The sequence below is a fragment of the Arthrobacter mangrovi genome (assembly GCF_026011795.1).
Lineage (GTDB): Bacteria > Actinomycetota > Actinomycetes > Actinomycetales > Micrococcaceae > Crystallibacter > Crystallibacter mangrovi.
Genome location: NZ_BRVS01000028.1, coordinates 38,636 through 57,248 on the forward strand (window position 1 = coordinate 38,636; position 18,613 = coordinate 57,248).

Sequence of the window (18,613 nt, forward strand, 5' to 3'; positions counted from 1 at the left end):
GCTGCAGTCGTCGTCAGCCCCGGCCCGCCTCGGGCCCGGGCGGCACCTGCCCTTCGGCCAGCCCGATGTGCCGCAGGATGGCCCCGGCGCAAGCCTCCGGCCGCTCCCAATGCACCATGTGTCCGGCATCCGTGACGAGTTCATGCGACCAATCGGGGTGTGCGCGCAGGAATTCCTTTACCGCGTCGGGTGTCCGGATGCCGTCCCGCGTTCCCGTCACCACGAGCGTGGGTGCGGTAACCAGTGCGGGCACGTCAGTGGCGGCGCCGGTGATCCCGGCCTCCATGCTTTGGCGTACGACGGCGGGCGGCAGCGTGAAGGGGGCCAGGAACCTCCCGCGGTCCTCGCCCCGGGGTTCTTCGCCACCGCGGAACCAGGCCGCGAGCATTTCATCGGCCGCTTCTCCATCCGGCGCCTCCGGACCGCCGAAAAGCCGGCGCAGCTTTTCCTCCGCCGCCGCGGACGGCGCCACCGGCACCATGCCCACCAGGGTGAGCGACGCCGTCGTCCGCGGGTAGCGCGCCGCGATGGTGGCGGCGATGCTGCCGCCGAGCGAATGCCCCACCCAGTGGACGGGCGAGCGGCCGGAGAGCTCGAGCGCGAACAGGGCCGCGACGTTCTCCACCGTCCACTCGAAGTCGGGCTCGAGCGGCGCGCCGTAGCCCGGCAGGTCGAGGTTCAGCACCTGGCGCCCGGCATCCCGGAGCAGCCCGGCCACCGGGTTCCAGTAGCTCGCCGGGCACGCCCAGCCGTGCAGCAGGACAATGGGAGCGCGCATAGACCGATTATGCCAAGCCGCCCACTCCACAGCAGGTTCACAGTTACGCCACAGTAGGGGCTTACGGCCGGGCCCAACCGTGGAGACATGACAACTAACCTTGAAAAAGCCCCCCGTTTCCCTCATCGTCCCCCGGCTGGCGCGGCTACCACGGCTCCGGCCGGGAACGGTTCTCCAGGTACGCCCGCTTCGGGTACCCCCGCCGACCTTGAGCGCCGACTGGCGGATCTTCTCGCCTCGGTGGTGGACATGGCTGATGTCCCCTTGGACGCCGACTTCTTCCAGGACCTGGGCGCGGATTCGCTGGTGATGGCGCAGTTCTGCGCCCGGGTGCGCAAGCAGCCTGACCTGCCCAAAGTGTCCATGAAGGACATCTACGGCAGCCCGAACATCACCGCCCTGGCGGCGGCTCTGCAGGCCCCCCTGCAGCAGGACGCGTCGCAGGCTCCCTCGCCGGCCCAAGCCTCCGTCCCGGAGGCGCCCGCGCCGATGGACGCACGGACATGGGAGTACTTTCTGTGCGGCGCTTTGCAGACGCTCGTCTACCTCGGCTACTGCGTAGTCCTCGGACTGCTGACGGTCGTGTGGTACCAGTGGGTGTTCCCGGAGTCGGGGCCGGGCAACCACCAATGGATGGACCACGGCCTGAGCTTCTTCGAGATCTACCTGCGGTCGACCGCCTACGCGGCGGCGGTGTTCCTGATCCTCTGCATCCTTCCGGTGGCAGGGAAATGGATCATCATCGGGCGCTTCCGTCCCCAGGAGATCCGCATCTGGAGCCTGGCCTACTTCCGCTTCTGGCTGGTCAAGACCCTGATGCGCACCTCCCCCCTGTTGTTGCTCAGAGGCTCCCCGCTGACCACCTTCTATCTGCGGGCCATGGGGGCCAAGGTGGGCCGCAACGTCACGATCCTGACCAACCGGCTGCCCATCACCACCGACCTGCTCACGATCGGGGAGGGGACGGTGATCCGCAAGGACGCGGTTTTCAACGGCTACCGCGCCCACGGCGGCGTCATCCAGCTCGGCACGGTGACGCTGGGCCGGGACGTGATCGTGGGCGAGGGAAGCGTCCTGGACATCAACACGGCCATGGGGGACGGCTCGCAGCTGGGCCACCGGTCCACCCTGTACAGCGGCCAGTCCGTTCCTACGGGCGAGCGGTGGCATGGATCCCCGGGCAGGCGCACGGACGTGGACTACGGCGGAGTCGAGGCCAGGCCCTACCGGCCGTGGCGCCGCGGTTGGTTCGCCACGTCCCAGGTCGTCAGCATGATCGGGTTGGGCCGCATCCTGCTGGGCCAGGTGGTCATGCTGGTCGTCCTGGCGGATCCGAACGTGGCGGCGCTTCTGGAGCCTCAGGATCTGTCGTTCACCAGCTGGATCTTCTATGCCGATGCCCTTTTCTACGCCGGCCTTTCCGTCTTCGGCGGGACGATCGTGTCATTGCTCATCGTCGCTACCGTGCCGCGGGTGCTCCAGCTCGCCGTCAAACCCGACATGGTGTATCCGCTGTTCGGGCTGCGGCACGCCGCCGAGCAGGCAGTATCGAAGATGACCAACAGGCCCATGCTGACGGGGTTGTTCGGCGACAGCTCGTACGTTGTGGATTACGTAGCGGCCATTGGGTACAAGCAGCCGCAGGTCGAACAGACCGGCTCGAATCTGGGTACCGGCTTCAAGCACGACAACCCGTACCTGTCGGAGATCGGCACCGGCACGATGATCGCTGACGGGTTGTCCTTCATGAACACTGACTACTCGGCGACGTCGTTCAAGGTCAGCCGGGCGGCTATCGGCGCACGCAATTTCCTGGGCAACGCCGTTCTATACCCCGCGGGTGCAAGGACCGGGGACAACTGCCTGCTGGCCACCAAAGTGATGGTGCCCCTCGACGGCCCGGTCCGGCACGACATGGGCCTGCTCGGTTCGCCGCCGTTCGAGATCCCGCGCTCGGTCCTGCGGGACGCCCTTCCCGAGGAGCATAGGGGCCGCGCCCGACTCCGCCGGGACCTGGCGGCCAAGAACAGACACAACCTGCGTTCGATGGCCCTCTTGATGCTCGTTCGATGGCTGAACGTATCGCTGGCCATGCTGATCATGTTTGCCGCCCTCGAGCTGTCCGACCAGTTCGGTTTCCTTGCGCTCAGCACGGGCTTCGTCATGACGCTTGTGGTCGGGTCGCTGGTCCCGATCGGCATCGAGCGCCTCACCACCGGGTTCCGGCGGCTGAAGCCCCGGCTCTGCTCCATCTACGACCCCTACTTCTGGTTCCACGAGCGGTACTGGAAGATGTCGCTGCAGCACCGGTACGCGACAATTTTCAACGGAACACCGTTCAAGCCGCTGGTCTGGCGCCTGCTGGGCGTGCGGATCGGTTCCCGGGTCTTCGATGACGGCTGCGGAATCATCGAGCGGACCCTGGTCACGGTAGGCTCCCGCTGCACGCTGAACAACGGCACCACGATCCAGTCCCATTCCCAGGAGGACGGGATGTTCAAGTCCGACTACGACGTCATCGGGGACGACGTCACGCTCGGAGTCGGTGCCTTTGTCCACTACGGCGTGACGATCGAAGACGGCGCCGTCGTCGCCGCGGACTCCTTCGTGATGAAGGGGACGACGCTCACCCAGGGAACCCTGTGGGGCGGCAACCCGGCGGAAGAAGCCCGAGCGGCCATCACAGGAGGTCCTCGGCCGCGTGACGACGAAGGCCCCGCGCAGCCGCTGCCTTGCCGCACCGGGGCCGACGCCGGAGATTAGGGTAGTAAATCGTTTCGTAATCATGGTCACCCTAGGCTAGCCTTACTTAAGCTTTGTTGGGCCGTCCGGAGGTGAACGTGGGAGCAGAGGCGCATCTGCCCGTCCGCGCTGTGCCGCGCCCGCCAGCAGACGGCGCCCCGGACACTCACTACCCGATTGCCGCACGCGGCGACGAGGCGGGGCTGTTGGCGCCTTCCACCCTCGCGGCCTCCCGGGAAAGGGCCGGGATCGGGCGCATGGTTTCCGGGCTGGTGCTGGCCCTCGGGGTGCTGGCGCTGGTGTGCCTGGCATCGCTGGCGTTCGGGGCGCGGCAGATTCCGTTCGAGACTCTGGTCCAGGCGCTGACCAATTTCGACCCCGCCAACGGTGACCATGCCGTAGTGCATGCCCGCATCCCGCGGACGGTCACCGGGCTGCTGGTCGGTGCCGCGCTCGGAGTGGCGGGCACGGCGATGCAGGGCGTGGCACGCAATCCGCTGGCGGACCCGGGCATCCTGGGCGTCAATGCCGGCGCCGCGCTGGCCGTGGTCACCGGAATCTACCTCTTTGGCGTAGCGGAGCTGACCGGGTACATCTGGTTCGCGTTTGCGGGCGCGGCGCTCGCGGCAGCCGTCGTCTACGGGATCGCAGCCATCGGCCGGGAAGGTGCGACGCCGATCAAGCTGGCGCTGGCCGGGGCGGCGCTGACCGCGGGATTGAGTTCGCTGATGAACGGCGTGCTGGTCAGCAGCCAGGACACGCTGGACGCCTTCCGGTTCTGGCAGATCGGCAGCGTGGGCGGCCGCGGCTGGGACGCGATCGGGGCCGTGCTGCCCTTCATCGCCGCCGGATTGCTGCTGACCTTGTTCACCGGCCGGCTCCTCAACAACTTCGCGCTCGGCGACGATGTGGCCCGGGGGCTGGGCCAGCGGGTCGGGCTCAGCCGTGCCTTTACCGCGCTCGGCGTCGTGGTGCTCTGCGGCGCCGCCACTGCGCTGGCCGGCCCCATCGCCTTCGTCGGGCTGGTCATCCCGCACCTGGTGCGCTCGTTCACGGGCCCCGACTACCGGTGGATCCTGCCGTACGCGCTGCTGCTCGCGCCGGTGCTGCTGCTCGGCGCGGACATCGTCGGCCGGCTCGTCGCGCTGCCCGGCGAAATCCAGGCCGGGATCATGACCGCGGTCATCGGGGCCCCGGTGTTCATCTGGATTGTCCGGCGGCGGAAGACGGCCGGGCTGTGAGCGCCCCCGCGGGCGCCCTCGCCGGCCGGGCCGTTGCCTCGACGCCCGCCGTGGCCAGCATGCCCCGCCACCGGGCCCGGCACCGCCGGCGCCTCGTGTGCGCTGCCCTCGCGGGCGCCGTCGTCGTCCTCTTCCTCATCAACGTCCTCCTGGGCACGTACACGGTGACGATTCCGGACTTCGTCAGGCTGCTGGCGGGGGAGCGGATTCCCGGGGCGAGCTTCATCGTGATGGAGAGCAAGCTGCCGCGGGCGGTGGTCGGCACGCTGATCGGGATCGCCTTCGGCATCGCCGGCTCGATCTTCCAGACGATGCTGCGCAACCCGCTGGCCAGCCCGGACATCATCGGCATCAGCTACGGGGCCAGCGCCTCCGCCGTCGCGGCGATCGTGGTCTTCGGGGCCACGGGCCTGGCCGTGTCGGCGTCCGCGATGCTCGGGGCCCTCGGAATCGCGCTGCTCATCTACCTGCTGTCCTATCGGCGCTCCGGGCGCTCCGGGCATTCGGCGGCCGGCGCGCGGCTGGTGCTGGTGGGCATCGGGTTCGCCGCGATGATGCAGGCCCTGGTCAGCTACCTGATGACGCGCACCGACATCCGGACCGCGCAGGACGCATTGGTCTGGCTGAACGGCTCGCTCAACTCCAGCAACTGGGACCGGGTGCTCATCCTCGCGGCGAGCCTGGCGCTGCTGCTGCCCGCCACGGCCCTGCTCGCCCGCAGCCTGCGCGGGCTGGAAATGGGTGACGACGCCGCGGCCGGGCTGGGCGTCCGCGTGGCCCCCTCACGGCTGGGACTGGTGGTGACCGCGGTGCTGCTGGCCGCCGTCGCCACTGCCGCCGCGGGCCCGGTGGCGTTCGTGGCGTTCCTGTCCGGTCCGATCGCGCGCCGGCTGCTGCGCGGGGCCGGCTCGCTGGCCGTCTCGGCGCTGGTCGGCGCGGTCATCGTGCTCGCCGCGGACTTCACCGGCGCCAACCTGTTCCCCCTGTACCTGACCGACGGCACGTCGCTGCCGGTTGGAGTCGTGACCGGCGCGCTGGGAGCGCCGTTCCTGCTCTGGCTGCTGGTCACCGCCAACCGCGTCGGCCGAGGAGGCTAAATGCGCACCCTTCAAGCCCGCGACGTCACCCTCGCCTACGACCGCCGTACGGTGGTGCGGGACCTGAGCGTGGCCCTGCCGGCGGGCAAAGTCACGATCATCGTCGGCGCCAACGCCTGCGGCAAGTCGACGCTGCTGCGCGGGCTGGCCAGGTTGCTCAAGCCGGCCGGCGGCTCGGTGCTCCTGGACGGGAAGGACATACACGCCCAGTCCACCCGGGACGTGGCCAAGGTGCTCGGGCTGCTGCCGCAGACCCCGGTGGCGCCGGACGGCCTGACCGTGGCCGAACTGGTGGGCCGCGGCCGCTACCCGCACCAGGGCTGGTTCCGCCAGTGGACCGCCCGCGACGAGGACGCCGTCAACACCGCGATGGCGGCCACCGACACCCTGGAGCTCGCGGGCCGGGACGTCGACGAGCTTTCCGGCGGACAGCGGCAGCGCGCGTGGATCGCCATGGCGCTCGCGCAGGAGACCGACATCCTGCTCCTCGATGAGCCGACCACCTTCCTCGACGTGACCCACCAGATCGAGGTGCTGGACCTGGTCACCGACCTCAACCGGCGCCGCGGGACCACGGTCGCGATCGTGCTGCATGACCTGAACCTGGCCGCCCGCTACGCCGACCACCTGATCGCCATGAAGGCCGGATCCGTCGTCGCCCAGGGCACGCCCGCCGAAGTCGTGACCGGGGCCCTGGTCGCCGAGGTCTTCGGCCTCGAATCGCACGTCATGCCGGACCCCGTGTCCGGCACGCCGATGGTCATCCCCGTCGGCCGCCACCACAGCCAAATCGAACGGAGCACATCATGACCGCTGTTGCCACCGAGACCGCCGCCGTTACCCCGGTGCTGGCCTTCGACGTCGAGGTCGCCGCGGTGCGCGCGCTGTCGCCGAGCTTCCGCCGCGTGACGTTCGCGGGGGAGGGGCTGCGCCAATTCGGCGTGGGCGGTCCCACCCTTGACCTGCGGATCAAGGTGGTCATCCCGGCCACGGACGACGGCGGGGCAACGGTTCCGCTGCCGGAGTTCGGGGTGCCCGGGGGCGTCAGCGGTGCGCGGGAACTCACAGGCGGGTGGTACCAGCACTGGCTCTCGTTGGACGAGCGCACCCGCGGCTCCATGCGCACCTACACGGTCCGCGAGCTGCGTGGCGGCGACCGGCCCGAGCTGGACGTTGATTTCGTGATGCACTTCGACGCGGACGGCAACGGCGGGCCGGCGTCCGTCTGGGCCAGCGCCGCGGTTCCGGGGGACCGGGTGACGATCATCGGCCCGAACCTCGAGGCCGCGACCTGCCCCACCGCCAAGGCCTACGGCGGGATCGAGTGGCGGCCCGGCCTGGCCTCGCACGTATTGCTGGCGGGGGACGAAACGGCGGTGCCTGCCATCGCGGCCATCCTGGAGGCGATGCCGGCGGACATGAGCGGCCATGCCATCCTTGAGGTCCCGGCCGCCACCGATTTCCAGCCCCTGGTCCACCCGGCTGGTGTGCAGGTCAGCTGGCTGGCCCGGGGCACCCGGCCGCACGGCGAGCTGCTGGACGCCGCGGTCCGCACCGCCGTCGCCGTTCCCGCCGCGGGCCTGACCCCCGAACGCGGGACGGAACCGGAGGACGTCGACATCGACCAGGTCATCCTCTGGGAAACCACCACCGGCTCCACCCGCCCGTTCTACGCCTGGATCGCCGGTGAGGCGGCCGTGATCCGCGAACTGCGCCGTTACCTGGTCCGCGACGTCGGAATCGACCGTAAGCAGGTGGCCTTCATGGGCTACTGGCGCCGGGGCAAGGCCGAGCTCTGAGCCGCCGGTCCGCCGCCGGGCCCGCACTGCGCGTGCCGCGGGCGAGAATGGAGCCATGACCCTGGCCAAATCCGCCCTCCTGTTTGCCCTTGCCGCGCTGGCCGAGATCGGCGGCGCCTGGCTGATCTGGCAGGCGGTGCGGGAAGACCGCGGCTGGTGGTTCGCCGGCCTCGGCGTCATGGCGCTGGGAGCCTACGGCTTCATCGCCGCGCTGCAGCCGGATGCCAACTTCGGCCGCGTGCTGGCCGGCTACGGCGGGGTCTTCATCGCCGGCTCGCTGGCCTGGGGCATGGTCGTGGACGGCTTCCGGCCGGACCGCTGGGACTACCTTGGCGCCGGTATCGCCCTCGTCGGCGTGGCCGTGCTGATGTACGCCCCGCGCAACGCCAGCTGACCGGCGGAGGCGGGGACCGCCGTCGTCCATTAGCCTGTGATGGTGACTTTTACGCACCGTTATGTTGCCCTGGGGGATTCCTTCACCGAAGGCGTCGGCGACCGGGATCCGAAGCTGCCCAACGGCGTCCGCGGCTGGGCGGACCGGGTGGCCGAGCAGCTGATGCTCGCCGACGCGGACTGGGGCTACGCCAACCTGGCGATCCGCGGCCGGAAGCTGCGCCAGGTTATCGAGGAGCAGCTCGAGCCCGCGCTGGCGCTGCGGCCGACCCTCGTGACGCTCTACGCCGGCGGCAACGACATCCTGAGGCCCAGCGTGGACATTGACGCGCTGATGGGAATGTACGACGGCGGCGTGGCCCGGCTGGTGGATTCCGGCGCGGACGTGGTGCTCTTCACCGGCTTCGATTCCGCCGGGTCCGCCGTCTTCGGGAAGACCCGCGGCCGCACCGCAATCTACAACGAGTGGGTCCGCGAGATCGCCGACCGGCGCGGCGCAAAGATCGTGGACTACTGGCGGCTGCGTGAATTCCAGGACTGGCGGTACTGGGACGAGGACCGGCTGCACATGTCCGCGGCCGGCCACACGCTGATGGCCAAGCGCGTGCTCGAGGTGCTGCAGCATGACGACCTGATCGAGCTGCCGGAACTGCCGGCCCTGGCCACGCTGTCACGGCGGGAGTCGCTGGCGGCCAACGCGCGCTGGGCCCGCGAACACCTCGGCCCTTGGCTGGGCCGCCGGCTGCGCGGGGTTTCCTCCGGCGACAGCCTCCGGCCGAAGTACCCCGAGCTGACGTCGCTCGCGCCGCGCAGCTGAGGTGCGTCCCGCCCCGGTGCCAGGCCCGCGCTGAGGCTTGGCTTTCCTCGCTGGAACCGGCCGCGGAATGATGGTTCGCTAGGAACCATGGGCAGCCAACCTGATTTTTCCGCGACGGCCAGCGGCCAGCACGACGACGAGCCGCACGGCGGCGGCATCGCGACCAGGCTCAATTGGCTCCGGGCCGGCGTGCTCGGCGCCAATGACGGCATTGTGTCCGTGGCCGCCATCGTGGTGGGCGTGGCCGGTGCGACCACGGACATCGGCACCCTGCTCACGGCCACGCTCGCCGCGGTCATCGGCGGCGCCATTTCCATGGCCCTGGGCGAGTATGTCTCGGTTTCCAGCTCCAGCGACAGCCAGAAGGCGCTGATCGCCAAGGAGACATGGGAACTGGAGACCATGCCGGAGGAGGAGCTCGCCGAGCTGGCCGCGATCTACGAGGCCAAGGGCGTCAGCTCCGCCACCGCGCAGCAGGTGGCCAAGGAGCTGACCGAACACGACGCGCTCGGGGCGCACCTGGAAGCGGAGCTGGGCATCGACCGGCACGAGGTGGTCAGCCCCTGGCACGCCGCCTTCGCCTCCTTCGTGGCGTTCATCGCGGGCGCGGCGCTGCCGGCCCTGGCCATCCTCCTGCCGCCCGAGGGGCTGCGTGTACCGATCGCCTTCGCGGCGACGCTGATGGCGCTCGCCGGCACGGGCGGACTGGGCGCCTACCTCGGCGGGGCGCGCATCATGCCCGCGGTGGTCCGGGTGGTGCTCGGCGGACTGCTGGCGCTGGTGGCCACCTACCTGATCGGCAGTTGGCTGGGGGCCGCGGGAGTCGTCTGATCCCCGGCGTCCGGCGCGTTCCAAACCTTCAAGCGGGGACCGGCCGAGGCGTTCCGGCGGTCCGGTTTCGGTCTCGAAAATGCCGCTCGCCGGCGCGGTGTGACGCATGCAACAAAATTCATTCCGGACGGCGGACGGTTCCGGGGCATTTCCATGCGTCGGCGGTTTGTGGATCTGCCGCGGAATAACAGGGATAAACGGGCAATCGCTGCGGCAGTGCAGCCGCTGCTTTGCGAGCCGCCGGAGACAGGACTTTCGGCCCTGTCCAAGCGGCCGATTTTGGCCCTCCAACTGTGACGGACACGTCAAGGTCGGTAAAGTACTGGGCTTGTCCGGCGCCGTCAGCGGTCCTGGACAGGGAAAGTCCCGTGCAAATGACCTCTGAGAGAAGGCCCAAATGCCGAAAGACGTCCACCACGATTCTGCCGCCGCGCAGCCGGGCTCGCCGTCCGGGGCGCACGGCACCGGACGTGCCGCGAGGCCCGCCGGCAAGTCCTCCCTGCGGTTCCGGAAGCGGCGCCTGCGCGTCGACGACGTCAACGTCGTCGAGAAGCCGATGCTGCGCAAGGCCGTCGGCGGCACCGTCGTCGGGAACGGCATGGAGTGGTTCGACTTCGGCATCTACGGCTATCTGGCCGTCACGATGGGCCAGCTCTTCTTCGCCGGCGGTGCGGAGGGCGAAGGCCTGATCGGCAGCCTCGCGGTCTTCGCGGTCAGCTTCCTGGCCCGCCCCATCGGCGGCCTGGTGTTCGGCCGCCTCGGCGACCGCGTCGGCCGCCAGCGCACCTTGGCCCTGACCATGATCATGATGGCCGCCTCCACCTTCGCCATCGGCCTGCTCCCGACCTACGCGGCCATCGGCGGCTGGGCCACCGTGCTGCTGGTCCTCTGCCGCCTGGTCCAGGGCTTCTCCACCGGCGGTGAATATGCCGGCGCCACCACCTTTGTCAGCGAATACGCTCCGGACAAGCGCCGCGGCTTCCTGGCCAGCATCCTGGATACCGGCAGCTACCTCGGCTTTGCCCTCGGCGCCGCCGTGGTGTCCGTGCTGCAGGTAACCCTCGGCGACGAAACCATGCTCGAGTGGGGCTGGCGCGTGCCGTTCCTGCTGGCCGGACCGCTGGGCCTGGTCGGCCTGTACTTCCGGATGCGGATCGAAGAGTCGCCGGCCTTCCAGGCGGCCCAGGACGCGCAGGAGGACAAGGCCAAGGCGGCAGCCGTCGAGGGGCCGATGACCTACCGCCAGATCATCGCTCGCTTCTGGCGAACCATCGTCATGGCGATGCTGCTCGTCGCCGCGGCCAACACGGTTGGCTACGCCCTGACTTCCTACATGCCCACGTACCTCCAGGAAACCATGGGCTACGACGCTTTCCAGGGCACGCTGCTCACCATCCCCGTGCTGATCCTGCTCGCGGCGGCGATCCCGCTGACCGGCCGGCTGTCGGACCGGATCGGGCGCCGGCCCGTACTCATGGTCGGCTCGCTGATCACCATTGTGCTGGGTATTCCCGCGTTCCTCCTGATCGGCATGGGCAACATCATCGCGACCTTCGTCGGCCTTGCCATCCTGGGCGCCGCCACCTCCTTCTATGTCGGCAACCTGGCCTCGGCACTCCCGGCCCTGTTCCCGACGGCCGGACGCTACGGATCCATGGGCATCGCGTACAACTTCGCCGTGGCGATCTTCGGCGGCACGACGCCGCTGATCACCCAGGCGCTGATCGAGGCCACCGGCGATGACCTGATGCCGGCCTACTACCTGACGCTGATGTCCGTGCTGGGCCTGCTCGCCATCCGGCGCATGCCGGAGAGCGCCAAGCGCCCGCTGCCCGGAGCCTTGCCGTCGGTCGATACCCAGGCAGAGGCCCGCGAACTGGTCGCGGGGCAGGACGGCAACCCGCTCCTGAACATCGGCGACATGCCGCTGGACCTTGTGCCCGCCGGCCACGCCACCGCATCGCCGTCCGCCGACCCGGTGGCGCTGCCCGCCGGCGTGGAAATCCCCGAGGTCCGCGAGCCCGAGGCGGCCGGAGCCCGCAGCTAGCTGTCGGATGTGACGTACGACGGCGGCCGGTACCTGCTTCAGTGCAGGTGCCGGCCGTTGCCGCTTGTGTCTCTCGTCGTGGCGAAAAGCGACACGAAATACCCGCGGCGTTTGAAAGTTGAAGCCTCAAGTTCTGTGGCAAAATAGGTGCATGACTTCCGCACGTTGGCTAGATCCCGAAGAACGCCAGGCCTGGCTCGCGCTGCTGGCCGTGACCACCCTCCTGCCGGGGAACCTCGATGGTGTCCTGCAGCAGGAGGCCAAGGTTACGCTCTTCGACTACACCGTCCTGGCGATGCTCTCGGAGGCCGAGGATCGGACCCTGCCGATGAGCGAGCTGGCGTCGCGGACCTACTCGTCCCTGTCCCGGTTGTCCCACGTGGTCAAGAAGCTGGAGCAGCGCGACTGGGTCACCCGCAGTCAGTGCAAGCAGGATGCCCGCGTGACTATGGCAACCCTGACGGAGCAGGGTTTCAAGACCATCGAAGAGTCGGCGCCGGCACATGTGGAGTCCGTGCGGAAGGTTGTCTTCGACGGGTTGGATCGCCGCGACGTCGCGGATCTGGAGCGGATCGGAAAGAAGATCGTGCAGTTGCTGGAGCCCGCCAGCTGGGTGCTGCGCGAGCCCCGGCTGAACAGCTGAGCGGCCATCCCCGACCCGCTGCGCGAGCAACGGCCGACCGATGCGCGAGCAACGGCCGACCCGATGCGCGAGCCTCCGCCGGCCCGCTGCGCAGCCCTTCCACTCCGAAACAATGCCCTGGCCCGGTTTGGCGGCACCGCCGTCGGACCTTAAACTGGGAAGGCGTTGAGTCACGCAGCCGCAGCCGTCCCGCCGATCTTCGGCGGGAGCGGACCAAGTTGCGTGAATTGCCGTGTTTACCTAGAATTTAAGGCTGTTGCTGGGTCGGTTCCTTCGGGAATCAGCATCAAGCAGCGCCTGGACTTCACCGTCTTCCCCGCGGCGAGGAACTTCGGCTGGATCTCACCCCGCCTGGTCAACCTCCGGAAAGTCGCAGTAATAACGGTGTCAAAACTGGTGACGGGCGCTCTTACACGCAGATTAGGCAATACAGCTGCATCTGTGCAGGTCCGTCAATATTTACTAAAACTGGAGGAGAGATCAATGGCAGCACACTGCCAGGTGACCGGAGCCAAGCCCGGCTTTGGCCACAGCATTTCGCACTCGCACCGCCGCAACAAGCGCCGGTTCGATCCGAACATTCAGAAGAAGCGCTACTGGGTTCCGTCCCTGCGCCGCAACGTCACGCTGCAGGTTTCAGCGCGTGGCATCAAGACCATTGACGTCCGCGGCATCGACGCTGTCGTCACCGAGCTCCTTGCGAAGGGTGTGAAGCTCTAGTGGCAAAGGACAAGGACGTACGTCCGATCATCAAGCTCAAGTCCACTGCTGGCACCGGCTTCACTTACGTGACCCGTAAGAACCGTCGTAACGATCCGGACCGCCTGGTCCTGAAGAAGTACGACCCGAAGATCCGCAAGCACGTCGAATTCCGAGAGGAGCGCTAAGACATGGCTAAGAAGTCAAAGATTGCTCGCAACGAGCAGCGCAAGGTCATCGTCGAGCGCTACGCCGAAAAGCGCCTCGAACTGAAGAAGATCCTGGTTGACGAGAACGCGTCCGACGAGGCCCGCGAGGCCGCCCGCGTGGGCCTGCAGAAGCTGCCCCGCAACGCTTCTCCGGTCCGCCTCCGCAACCGCGACCAGATCGACGGCCGCCCGCGCGGTACGTTCCAGAAGTTCGGCATCTCCCGCGTTCGCTTCCGCAACATGGCGCACGCAGGCGAACTGCCCGGCATCAAGAAGTCCAGCTGGTAAGAGCCTTCCGCGCTCTGCCGGCCTGACAGCTGGCTCAAGGCGGCAGCCCCTCGGGGCTGCCGCCTTTTGCGTGTCCGGAGAGCGGACCGTCCTGCCAAAGCGGCAAAAACGCCCGAATTACCGGAAAAATCGCCCAGATCACGCGGAATTTGCCGGTTTCGCGCGGGCAAGCTGGTAAGTTTTCGCGAAGAAGCTTTGCACGCCCGTGCGAAGCTCGGACAAACCGACGAAGTCCAGGAGGACATAAATTGGCTATCAACCGAAGTGAACTGGTCGCAGCTGTCGCCGAAAAGGCCGGCACGAGCCAGACTGCTGTCAACGGCGTCCTGGATGCCGTTTTCGACATCTTCGCGACTTCCGTTGCCAAGGGCGAGAAGATCACCATCCCCGGCTGGCTCGCCGTCGAGCGCACCGACCGCGCTGCCCGCACCGGCCGCAACCCGCAGACCGGCGAGACCATCCAGATCGCTGCCGGCCACAGCGTCAAGCTGACCGCCGGTTCGAAGCTGAAGGCCGCTGTCTCCAAGAAGTAACCACCGCTGACTTCTGCAAAGCCGCCGCCGGATTACCGGCGGCGGCTTTGCAGCTTAACCCAAGCCTTGCCGCCTAGCGTGGTGCTTCTGATTCGCCGAATTTCTACTGGGGGTAGAGAATGGATAGCGTGCCAGCACCATCAGTACAGCAGTCTTCACCGCGGCCCAGTGCGGGACCGGGGGCCGCAATCTCTGCCGAAGGAATAGGCAAGGCGTGGCTCCTGGCTGGCGCCGGCGCCGTCGTACTCGGATTGGTGGGCGCGCTGATCTTCTCCGGTGCCGCCGCCACCCGCCAGCTCTCCGACCCGGGCGCGCTGACGCGCTGGGGGCTGCCGGTCGCGAAGGCCGTCCACAACCTCTCCATCGCCGCCGTGATCGGCGCGCTGGTGTTCGCCGTCGGTATCCTGCCCAAACGGCTGCGGCCCTCGCGCAAGGCCGACCGGGAGGACGACGGACCGGAACATCCGGCGTTCGCGCGGACCATGGCGCTGGCCTCCGTCGCGGCGATCGTCTGGACGCTGTCCGCGGTGGCGGTGCTGGTCCTGACCTTCTCCGACGTCGCCGGCATGCCCCTGAACGGCAGCCAGGCCTTCACCTCCGCGCTGGTCGGTTTCATGACCGGGATCGGGACCGGCCAGGCCTGGCTTTCGATCACGATCGTCGCCGCCATCACCGCCACCTTGACCTTCGGGGTCCGCTCGCTCAGCGCCTTGGGCTTCACCCTCGCCCTGGCCACCGTGGGCGGGCTGCTGCCGATGGCACTCATCGGCCACTCCGCCGGCGGCGACGACCACTACGGGGCGGTCAACTCCATCGGCCTGCACCTGCTGGGCGTCTGCCTCTGGGTGGGCGGACTCATCGCGCTCGGCTTCGTCTCCCGGACCCTCGGCACCAAGGAGACCGTCGCCAAGGTGCTGCAACGCTATTCCGCGCTGGCGCTGGTGAGCTTCGGCCTGGTGTTCTTCTCCGGCCTGATCAACGCCGGCATCCGGATCACCTCCCTGGACCAGGTCGCCTCCGACTACGGCGCGCTGGTGGTAGCCAAGGCGCTGGCGACGCTGCTGCTCGGCGCCATCGGCTTCATGCACCGCCAGTGGGTCATCCCGCAGCTGTCCTCCAGGTCCGCCGCCCGCGTGCTATGGCAGCTGGTGGCCGTCGAGCTGCTGATCATGGCCGCGGTATCCGGCGTCGCCGTCGCGCTGGCACGTACGGCACCGCCGACCCCGGAAGAACTGCCCACCGACGCCTCGCCGGCGCGCATCCTCACCGGCTACGAGCTGCCCCCGGAACTGGCCGGCTCCGCCTGGGTCACGCAGTGGCGCTGGGACTGGCTGTGGGTCGCTTTCGCGCTGATCGCCGGCATCGCCTACCTGGTCGGCATGGTGCGGGTGCGCCGCCGCGGCGACAAGTGGCCGCTGGCCCGCGGCGCCTGCTGGGTGGTGGGGCTGCTGGCCCTGACCTACGTGACGTCCGGCGCTCCGGCCGTCTACGGCATGGTGCTCTTCAGCGCACACATGCTGGACCACATGGCCCTCACCATGGTGGTGCCCCTGTTCCTGGTGCTCGGTTCCCCGGTCACCCTCGCCCTGAAGGCGCTGGCGCCGCGCGGCGACGGCAGCCGCGGCCTGCGCGAGTGGATCCTCTGGGCGGTGCACTCGAAGTATTCGGCGGTGATCACGAACCCGCTGTTCGCCGCGGCCAACTTCGCCGGATCGATCATCATCTTCTACTACACGCCGCTGTTCGGCTTCGCGCTGCACGAGCATGTGGGCCACGAGCTGATGAACCTGCACTTCCTGCTCACCGGCTACCTGTTCATCCTCACCATGATCGGAGAGGATCCGCTGCCGCGCCGCGCACCGTATCCGCTGCGGCTGGTGCTGCTGTTCGCCACCATGGCCTTCCACGCGTTCTTCGGCGTCGCCCTGACCAGTTCCACCTCGCTGATCCAGGCCTCCTGGTTCGGCAGCATGGGCCGTGACTGGGGCGCCTCCGCGATGGAGGACCAGCAGCTGGGCGGCGCCATCATGTGGGGGATCGGCGAAATACCCACCCTTGCGGTCGCCGTCGGCGTCGCCCTGATGTGGTCCCGCTCCGACGCCCGGGAAACAAAGCGTAAAGATCGGGCGGCCGACAGGAATAACGATGCGGACCTCGCGGCTTATAACGATATGTTTGCCAGATTGGCGGAACGGGACGCGCGCCTTGAGCGGTCCCCGCGCCAGCAGGCCACAGCCCGGTCCGCGGACCAGGCGCCAGCAGATTCCAGCCGGAACCAAGGAGATTGACCCATGACCGAGGCAGCCGAGGCCGCTATCCGCAGCAACTACCGGGTGCGGGCTTCCGAACTGATCGGCCGCAACTGGCTTAACACCGGAGGCAAGCAGCTCGGCCTCGAGGACCTGCGCGGCAAGATCGTGCTGCTCGACTTCTGGACCTTCTGCTGCATCAACTGCCTCCACGTGCTGGACGAGCTGCGTCCGCTGGAGGAGAAGTACAAGGACGTCCTGGTCACCGTCGGCGTCCACTCGCCGAAGTTCGAACACGAGGCGGATCCGGTGGCCCTGGCCGCCGCCGTGGAGCGCTACGAGATCCACCACCCCGTGCTGGACGATCCGGAGCTGGACACCTGGCAGGCCTACACCGCGCGGGCCTGGCCGACGCTGGTGGTCATCGATCCCGAGGGCTACATCGTGGCGCACCTGTCCGGCGAGGGCCATGCCGGCGGCATCGGATCCCTGGTCGAAGAGCTGATCGCGGAGCACGAAGCCAAGGGCACGCTGCACCGCGGTGACGGCCCCTACGTGCCGGCCGAATCCACGGCGGGTGACCTCCGCTTCCCGGGCAAGGTCATCACCCTGCCCGACGGCGTTGGCAGCGCCGGCGAAACCTTCCTCGTCGCCGACACCGGCCACCACCGCATCGTTGAGCTGGCACCTGACCTGTCCACCGTCCTGAACACGTTCGGCTCCGGCCGGAAGGGCTGGCAGGACGGCGCGGCGGACGAGTCCGGCTTCAACGAGCCCCAGGGTCTTGCCCTGCTGCCGGAAGACATCCGCGCCAAGGCGGGGTACGACGTCGTTATCGCCGATTCCGTGAACCACCGGTTGCGGGGACTCACCCTGGCGACCGGCGCCGTGGTGACCGTGGCCGGCAACGGCGTGCAGCGGCTGCTCGACGCGGAGAACCAGCGTGCCGCGGCCGCGACGGCGGAAGCCGGTCCGGGTTCCGTGGCGGACGAAGCCGGTGCGGGCGAAGACCTCGGCGAGGAGCTGGCCGAGGCGCTGGCCACGGCCTCCCACCTTGGCAACGAGCCCCTGAAGGTCTCGCTCAGCTCGCCCTGGGACGTGCTGTGGTCCTCGGCGCTGGGCAAGGTCGTCGTGGCCATGGCCGGCGTGCACCAGATCTTCTCCTTCGACCCCGTCAGCGGCGAGCTGGCCGTGCTGGCCGGAACCGGCCTCGAGGGACTGCAGGACGGCGAGGCCAATGCCTCCTGGTTCGCGCAGTCGTCCGGGCTGGCCGAGGATGCCAACGGCAGCATCTGGATCGCGGATTCGGAAACGTCGGCCCTTCGCGTGCTGTCCTTCCCCGAGGCCGGGCACGTCCAGGTGACGACGGCGATCGGCACCGGACTGTTCGACTTCGGCTTCCGCGACGGTGACGCCGCGCAGGCCCGCCTCCAGCACCCCCTCGGCGTGACCGTGCTGCCCGACGGCTCGGTGGCAGTGGCCGACACGTACAACGGTGCCGTCCGCCGCTACGATCCGGCCACCCGCACCGTCTCCACCCTGACCCGCGGCCTGTCCGAACCCTCCGACGTCCTGGTCGACGCCTCCGGCGTGGCCGGGGGCGGCGAACCGCTGCTGATCGTGGTCGAGGCCAACAAGCACCAGCTCGTCCGCATCCCGATTCCCAAAGACGCCCTGACAGTGGACGAAGGCGCCTCCCAGACCCAACGGCCCAAGACCGAGGTCTCCGCTGGCCCGCTGGCCCTCACCGTCCGTTTCGCGGCGCCCAAGGGGCAGAAGCTCGATGACCGGTGGGGCGATCCCACGCAGCTGAAGATCTCCGCCTCGCCGGAGAACCTGCTGGTCTCCGGCGGCGGCACCTCCGTGGGCCTGGTGCGAGAGCTCGTGCTCTCACCCGACGTCCCCGAAGGCGTCCTGCACATCACCGCCCGCGCCGCCGCCTGCGACGGCGAGCCCGGCGGCGAGATCCCGGACCACGCCGCCTGCCACCTGTACCAGCAGGACTGGGGAATCCCCGTCGTCCTCGGCAGCGGTTCCGGCGAGCTGACCCTGGACCTCCGCGGCCTCGACTAAGCCCCTACTGCACGGTCTAAGTAAGAACTGCACGTAGCGGCCCGCCCGACTCCGGACGGGCCGCTATTGTCCGTGGCCGTCGTGTGGCGGGTACCTGCGGGTTGGCGGCAGGCTGCCATCCTTTTCCCGAAGGGTGCTGCGAATACTGTCGGTGGCGGCTTGTAGCGTGGGGTC

17 protein-coding genes are annotated in these 18,613 nt (G+C 68.7%); 16 read left to right on the plus strand and 1 reads right to left on the minus strand.

Annotated elements, in window-relative coordinates; genetic code table 11:
* Window positions 1-13 precede the first annotated feature (13 nt).
* Entirely contained in the window at window positions 14-778 is a 765-nt protein-coding gene (locus AHIS1636_RS18400) for an alpha/beta fold hydrolase (RefSeq protein ID WP_264797313.1), read from the minus strand.
* A gap of 87 nt (window positions 779-865) precedes the next feature.
* Between AHIS1636_RS18400 and AHIS1636_RS18405 the strand changes: the two genes are divergently transcribed.
* The 16 genes from AHIS1636_RS18405 to AHIS1636_RS18480 all read left to right on the plus strand — a co-directional run bounded on the left by AHIS1636_RS18405 (window position 866) and on the right by AHIS1636_RS18480 (window position 18,439).
* Window positions 866-3,541 (plus strand): Pls/PosA family non-ribosomal peptide synthetase, encoded by a 2,676-nt coding sequence (locus tag AHIS1636_RS18405; protein WP_264797314.1) that lies wholly within the window; start codon window positions 866-868, stop codon window positions 3,539-3,541.
* A 236-nt stretch (window positions 3,542-3,777) separates the two neighbouring features.
* A complete protein-coding gene (locus AHIS1636_RS18410; RefSeq protein WP_264797355.1) occupies window positions 3,778-4,761 on the plus strand; it encodes a FecCD family ABC transporter permease in 984 nt (327 codons plus the stop codon).
* 59 nt (window positions 4,762-4,820) lie between these two features.
* Window positions 4,821-5,858: a FecCD family ABC transporter permease gene (locus tag AHIS1636_RS18415; RefSeq protein ID WP_264797356.1), complete on the plus strand. Its 1,038-nt coding sequence runs from the start codon at window positions 4,821-4,823 to the stop codon at window positions 5,856-5,858.
* The gene (locus AHIS1636_RS18420; RefSeq protein ID WP_264797315.1) at window positions 5,859-6,668 is read left to right on the plus strand and encodes an ABC transporter ATP-binding protein; all 810 of its coding nucleotides are present in this window, start codon (window positions 5,859-5,861) and stop codon (window positions 6,666-6,668) included. It abuts the gene before it with no gap.
* Window positions 6,665-7,657: a siderophore-interacting protein gene (locus AHIS1636_RS18425; protein WP_264797316.1), complete on the plus strand. Its 993-nt coding sequence runs from the start codon at window positions 6,665-6,667 to the stop codon at window positions 7,655-7,657. Before AHIS1636_RS18420 ends, AHIS1636_RS18425 begins: the two co-directional genes overlap by 4 nt.
* Window positions 7,658-7,712: 55 nt before the next feature.
* Window positions 7,713-8,051 (plus strand): YnfA family protein, encoded by a 339-nt coding sequence (locus tag AHIS1636_RS18430; RefSeq protein WP_264797317.1) that lies wholly within the window; start codon window positions 7,713-7,715, stop codon window positions 8,049-8,051.
* Between the two features lie 42 nt (window positions 8,052-8,093).
* The gene (locus AHIS1636_RS18435) at window positions 8,094-8,867 is read left to right on the plus strand and encodes an SGNH/GDSL hydrolase family protein (RefSeq protein WP_264797318.1); all 774 of its coding nucleotides are present in this window, start codon (window positions 8,094-8,096) and stop codon (window positions 8,865-8,867) included.
* An 87-nt stretch (window positions 8,868-8,954) separates the two neighbouring features.
* Window positions 8,955-9,698, plus strand: a complete 744-nt coding sequence (locus tag AHIS1636_RS18440) for a VIT1/CCC1 transporter family protein (protein ID WP_264797319.1) — start codon at window positions 8,955-8,957, stop codon at window positions 9,696-9,698.
* A 397-nt stretch (window positions 9,699-10,095) separates the two neighbouring features.
* The gene (locus AHIS1636_RS18445) at window positions 10,096-11,745 is read left to right on the plus strand and encodes an MFS transporter (RefSeq protein WP_264797320.1); all 1,650 of its coding nucleotides are present in this window, start codon (window positions 10,096-10,098) and stop codon (window positions 11,743-11,745) included.
* Between the two features lie 151 nt (window positions 11,746-11,896).
* Window positions 11,897-12,388, plus strand: coding sequence for a MarR family winged helix-turn-helix transcriptional regulator (locus AHIS1636_RS18450; RefSeq protein ID WP_264797321.1), 492 nt, complete (start codon window positions 11,897-11,899; stop codon window positions 12,386-12,388).
* Between the two features lie 483 nt (window positions 12,389-12,871).
* A complete protein-coding gene (gene rpmB / locus AHIS1636_RS18455) occupies window positions 12,872-13,108 on the plus strand; it encodes a 50S ribosomal protein L28 (RefSeq protein ID WP_262108008.1) in 237 nt (78 codons plus the stop codon).
* Complete coding sequence (gene rpmG / locus AHIS1636_RS18460) at window positions 13,108-13,275, plus strand: 50S ribosomal protein L33 (protein WP_005266311.1); 168 nt, start codon at window positions 13,108-13,110, stop codon at window positions 13,273-13,275. Before rpmB ends, rpmG begins: the two co-directional genes overlap by 1 nt.
* A gap of 3 nt (window positions 13,276-13,278) precedes the next feature.
* Window positions 13,279-13,584 carry a 30S ribosomal protein S14 gene (gene rpsN, locus AHIS1636_RS18465; RefSeq protein WP_264797322.1) on the plus strand — a complete coding sequence of 102 codons (306 nt, stop codon included), beginning with the start codon at window positions 13,279-13,281 and terminating at the stop codon, window positions 13,582-13,584.
* A gap of 248 nt (window positions 13,585-13,832) precedes the next feature.
* Window positions 13,833-14,117: an HU family DNA-binding protein gene (locus tag AHIS1636_RS18470; protein ID WP_264797324.1), complete on the plus strand. Its 285-nt coding sequence runs from the start codon at window positions 13,833-13,835 to the stop codon at window positions 14,115-14,117.
* Window positions 14,118-14,236: 119 nt separating this feature from the next.
* Window positions 14,237-16,405 (plus strand): bifunctional copper resistance protein CopD/cytochrome c oxidase assembly protein, encoded by a 2,169-nt coding sequence (locus tag AHIS1636_RS18475; protein WP_373875879.1) that lies wholly within the window; start codon window positions 14,237-14,239, stop codon window positions 16,403-16,405.
* A 3-nt stretch (window positions 16,406-16,408) separates the two neighbouring features.
* Entirely contained in the window at window positions 16,409-18,439 is a 2,031-nt protein-coding gene (locus tag AHIS1636_RS18480; RefSeq protein ID WP_264797325.1) for an NHL domain-containing thioredoxin family protein, read from the plus strand.
* Window positions 18,440-18,613: the final 174 nt, after the last annotated feature.

Coding starts and splice junctions, on each gene's coding strand:
- AHIS1636_RS18450 (WP_264797321.1), top strand. CDS start 11,897: ATGACTTCCGCACGTTGGCTAGATCCCGAAGAACGCCAGGCCTGGCTC.
- AHIS1636_RS18405 (WP_264797314.1), top strand. CDS start 866: ATGACAACTAACCTTGAAAAAGCCCCCCGTTTCCCTCATCGTCCCCCG.
- rpmB (WP_262108008.1), top strand. CDS start 12,872: ATGGCAGCACACTGCCAGGTGACCGGAGCCAAGCCCGGCTTTGGCCAC.
- AHIS1636_RS18445 (WP_264797320.1), top strand. CDS start 10,096: ATGCCGAAAGACGTCCACCACGATTCTGCCGCCGCGCAGCCGGGCTCG.
- AHIS1636_RS18475 (WP_373875879.1), top strand. CDS start 14,237: ATGGATAGCGTGCCAGCACCATCAGTACAGCAGTCTTCACCGCGGCCC.
- AHIS1636_RS18440 (WP_264797319.1), top strand. CDS start 8,955: ATGGGCAGCCAACCTGATTTTTCCGCGACGGCCAGCGGCCAGCACGAC.
- AHIS1636_RS18480 (WP_264797325.1), top strand. CDS start 16,409: ATGACCGAGGCAGCCGAGGCCGCTATCCGCAGCAACTACCGGGTGCGG.
- AHIS1636_RS18420 (WP_264797315.1), top strand. CDS start 5,859: ATGCGCACCCTTCAAGCCCGCGACGTCACCCTCGCCTACGACCGCCGT.
- AHIS1636_RS18415 (WP_264797356.1), top strand. CDS start 4,821: ATGCCCCGCCACCGGGCCCGGCACCGCCGGCGCCTCGTGTGCGCTGCC.
- rpsN (WP_264797322.1), top strand. CDS start 13,279: ATGGCTAAGAAGTCAAAGATTGCTCGCAACGAGCAGCGCAAGGTCATC.
- AHIS1636_RS18425 (WP_264797316.1), top strand. CDS start 6,665: ATGACCGCTGTTGCCACCGAGACCGCCGCCGTTACCCCGGTGCTGGCC.
- AHIS1636_RS18430 (WP_264797317.1), top strand. CDS start 7,713: ATGACCCTGGCCAAATCCGCCCTCCTGTTTGCCCTTGCCGCGCTGGCC.
- AHIS1636_RS18410 (WP_264797355.1), top strand. CDS start 3,778: ATGGTTTCCGGGCTGGTGCTGGCCCTCGGGGTGCTGGCGCTGGTGTGC.
- AHIS1636_RS18400 (WP_264797313.1), bottom strand. CDS start 778: ATGCGCGCTCCCATTGTCCTGCTGCACGGCTGGGCGTGCCCGGCGAGC.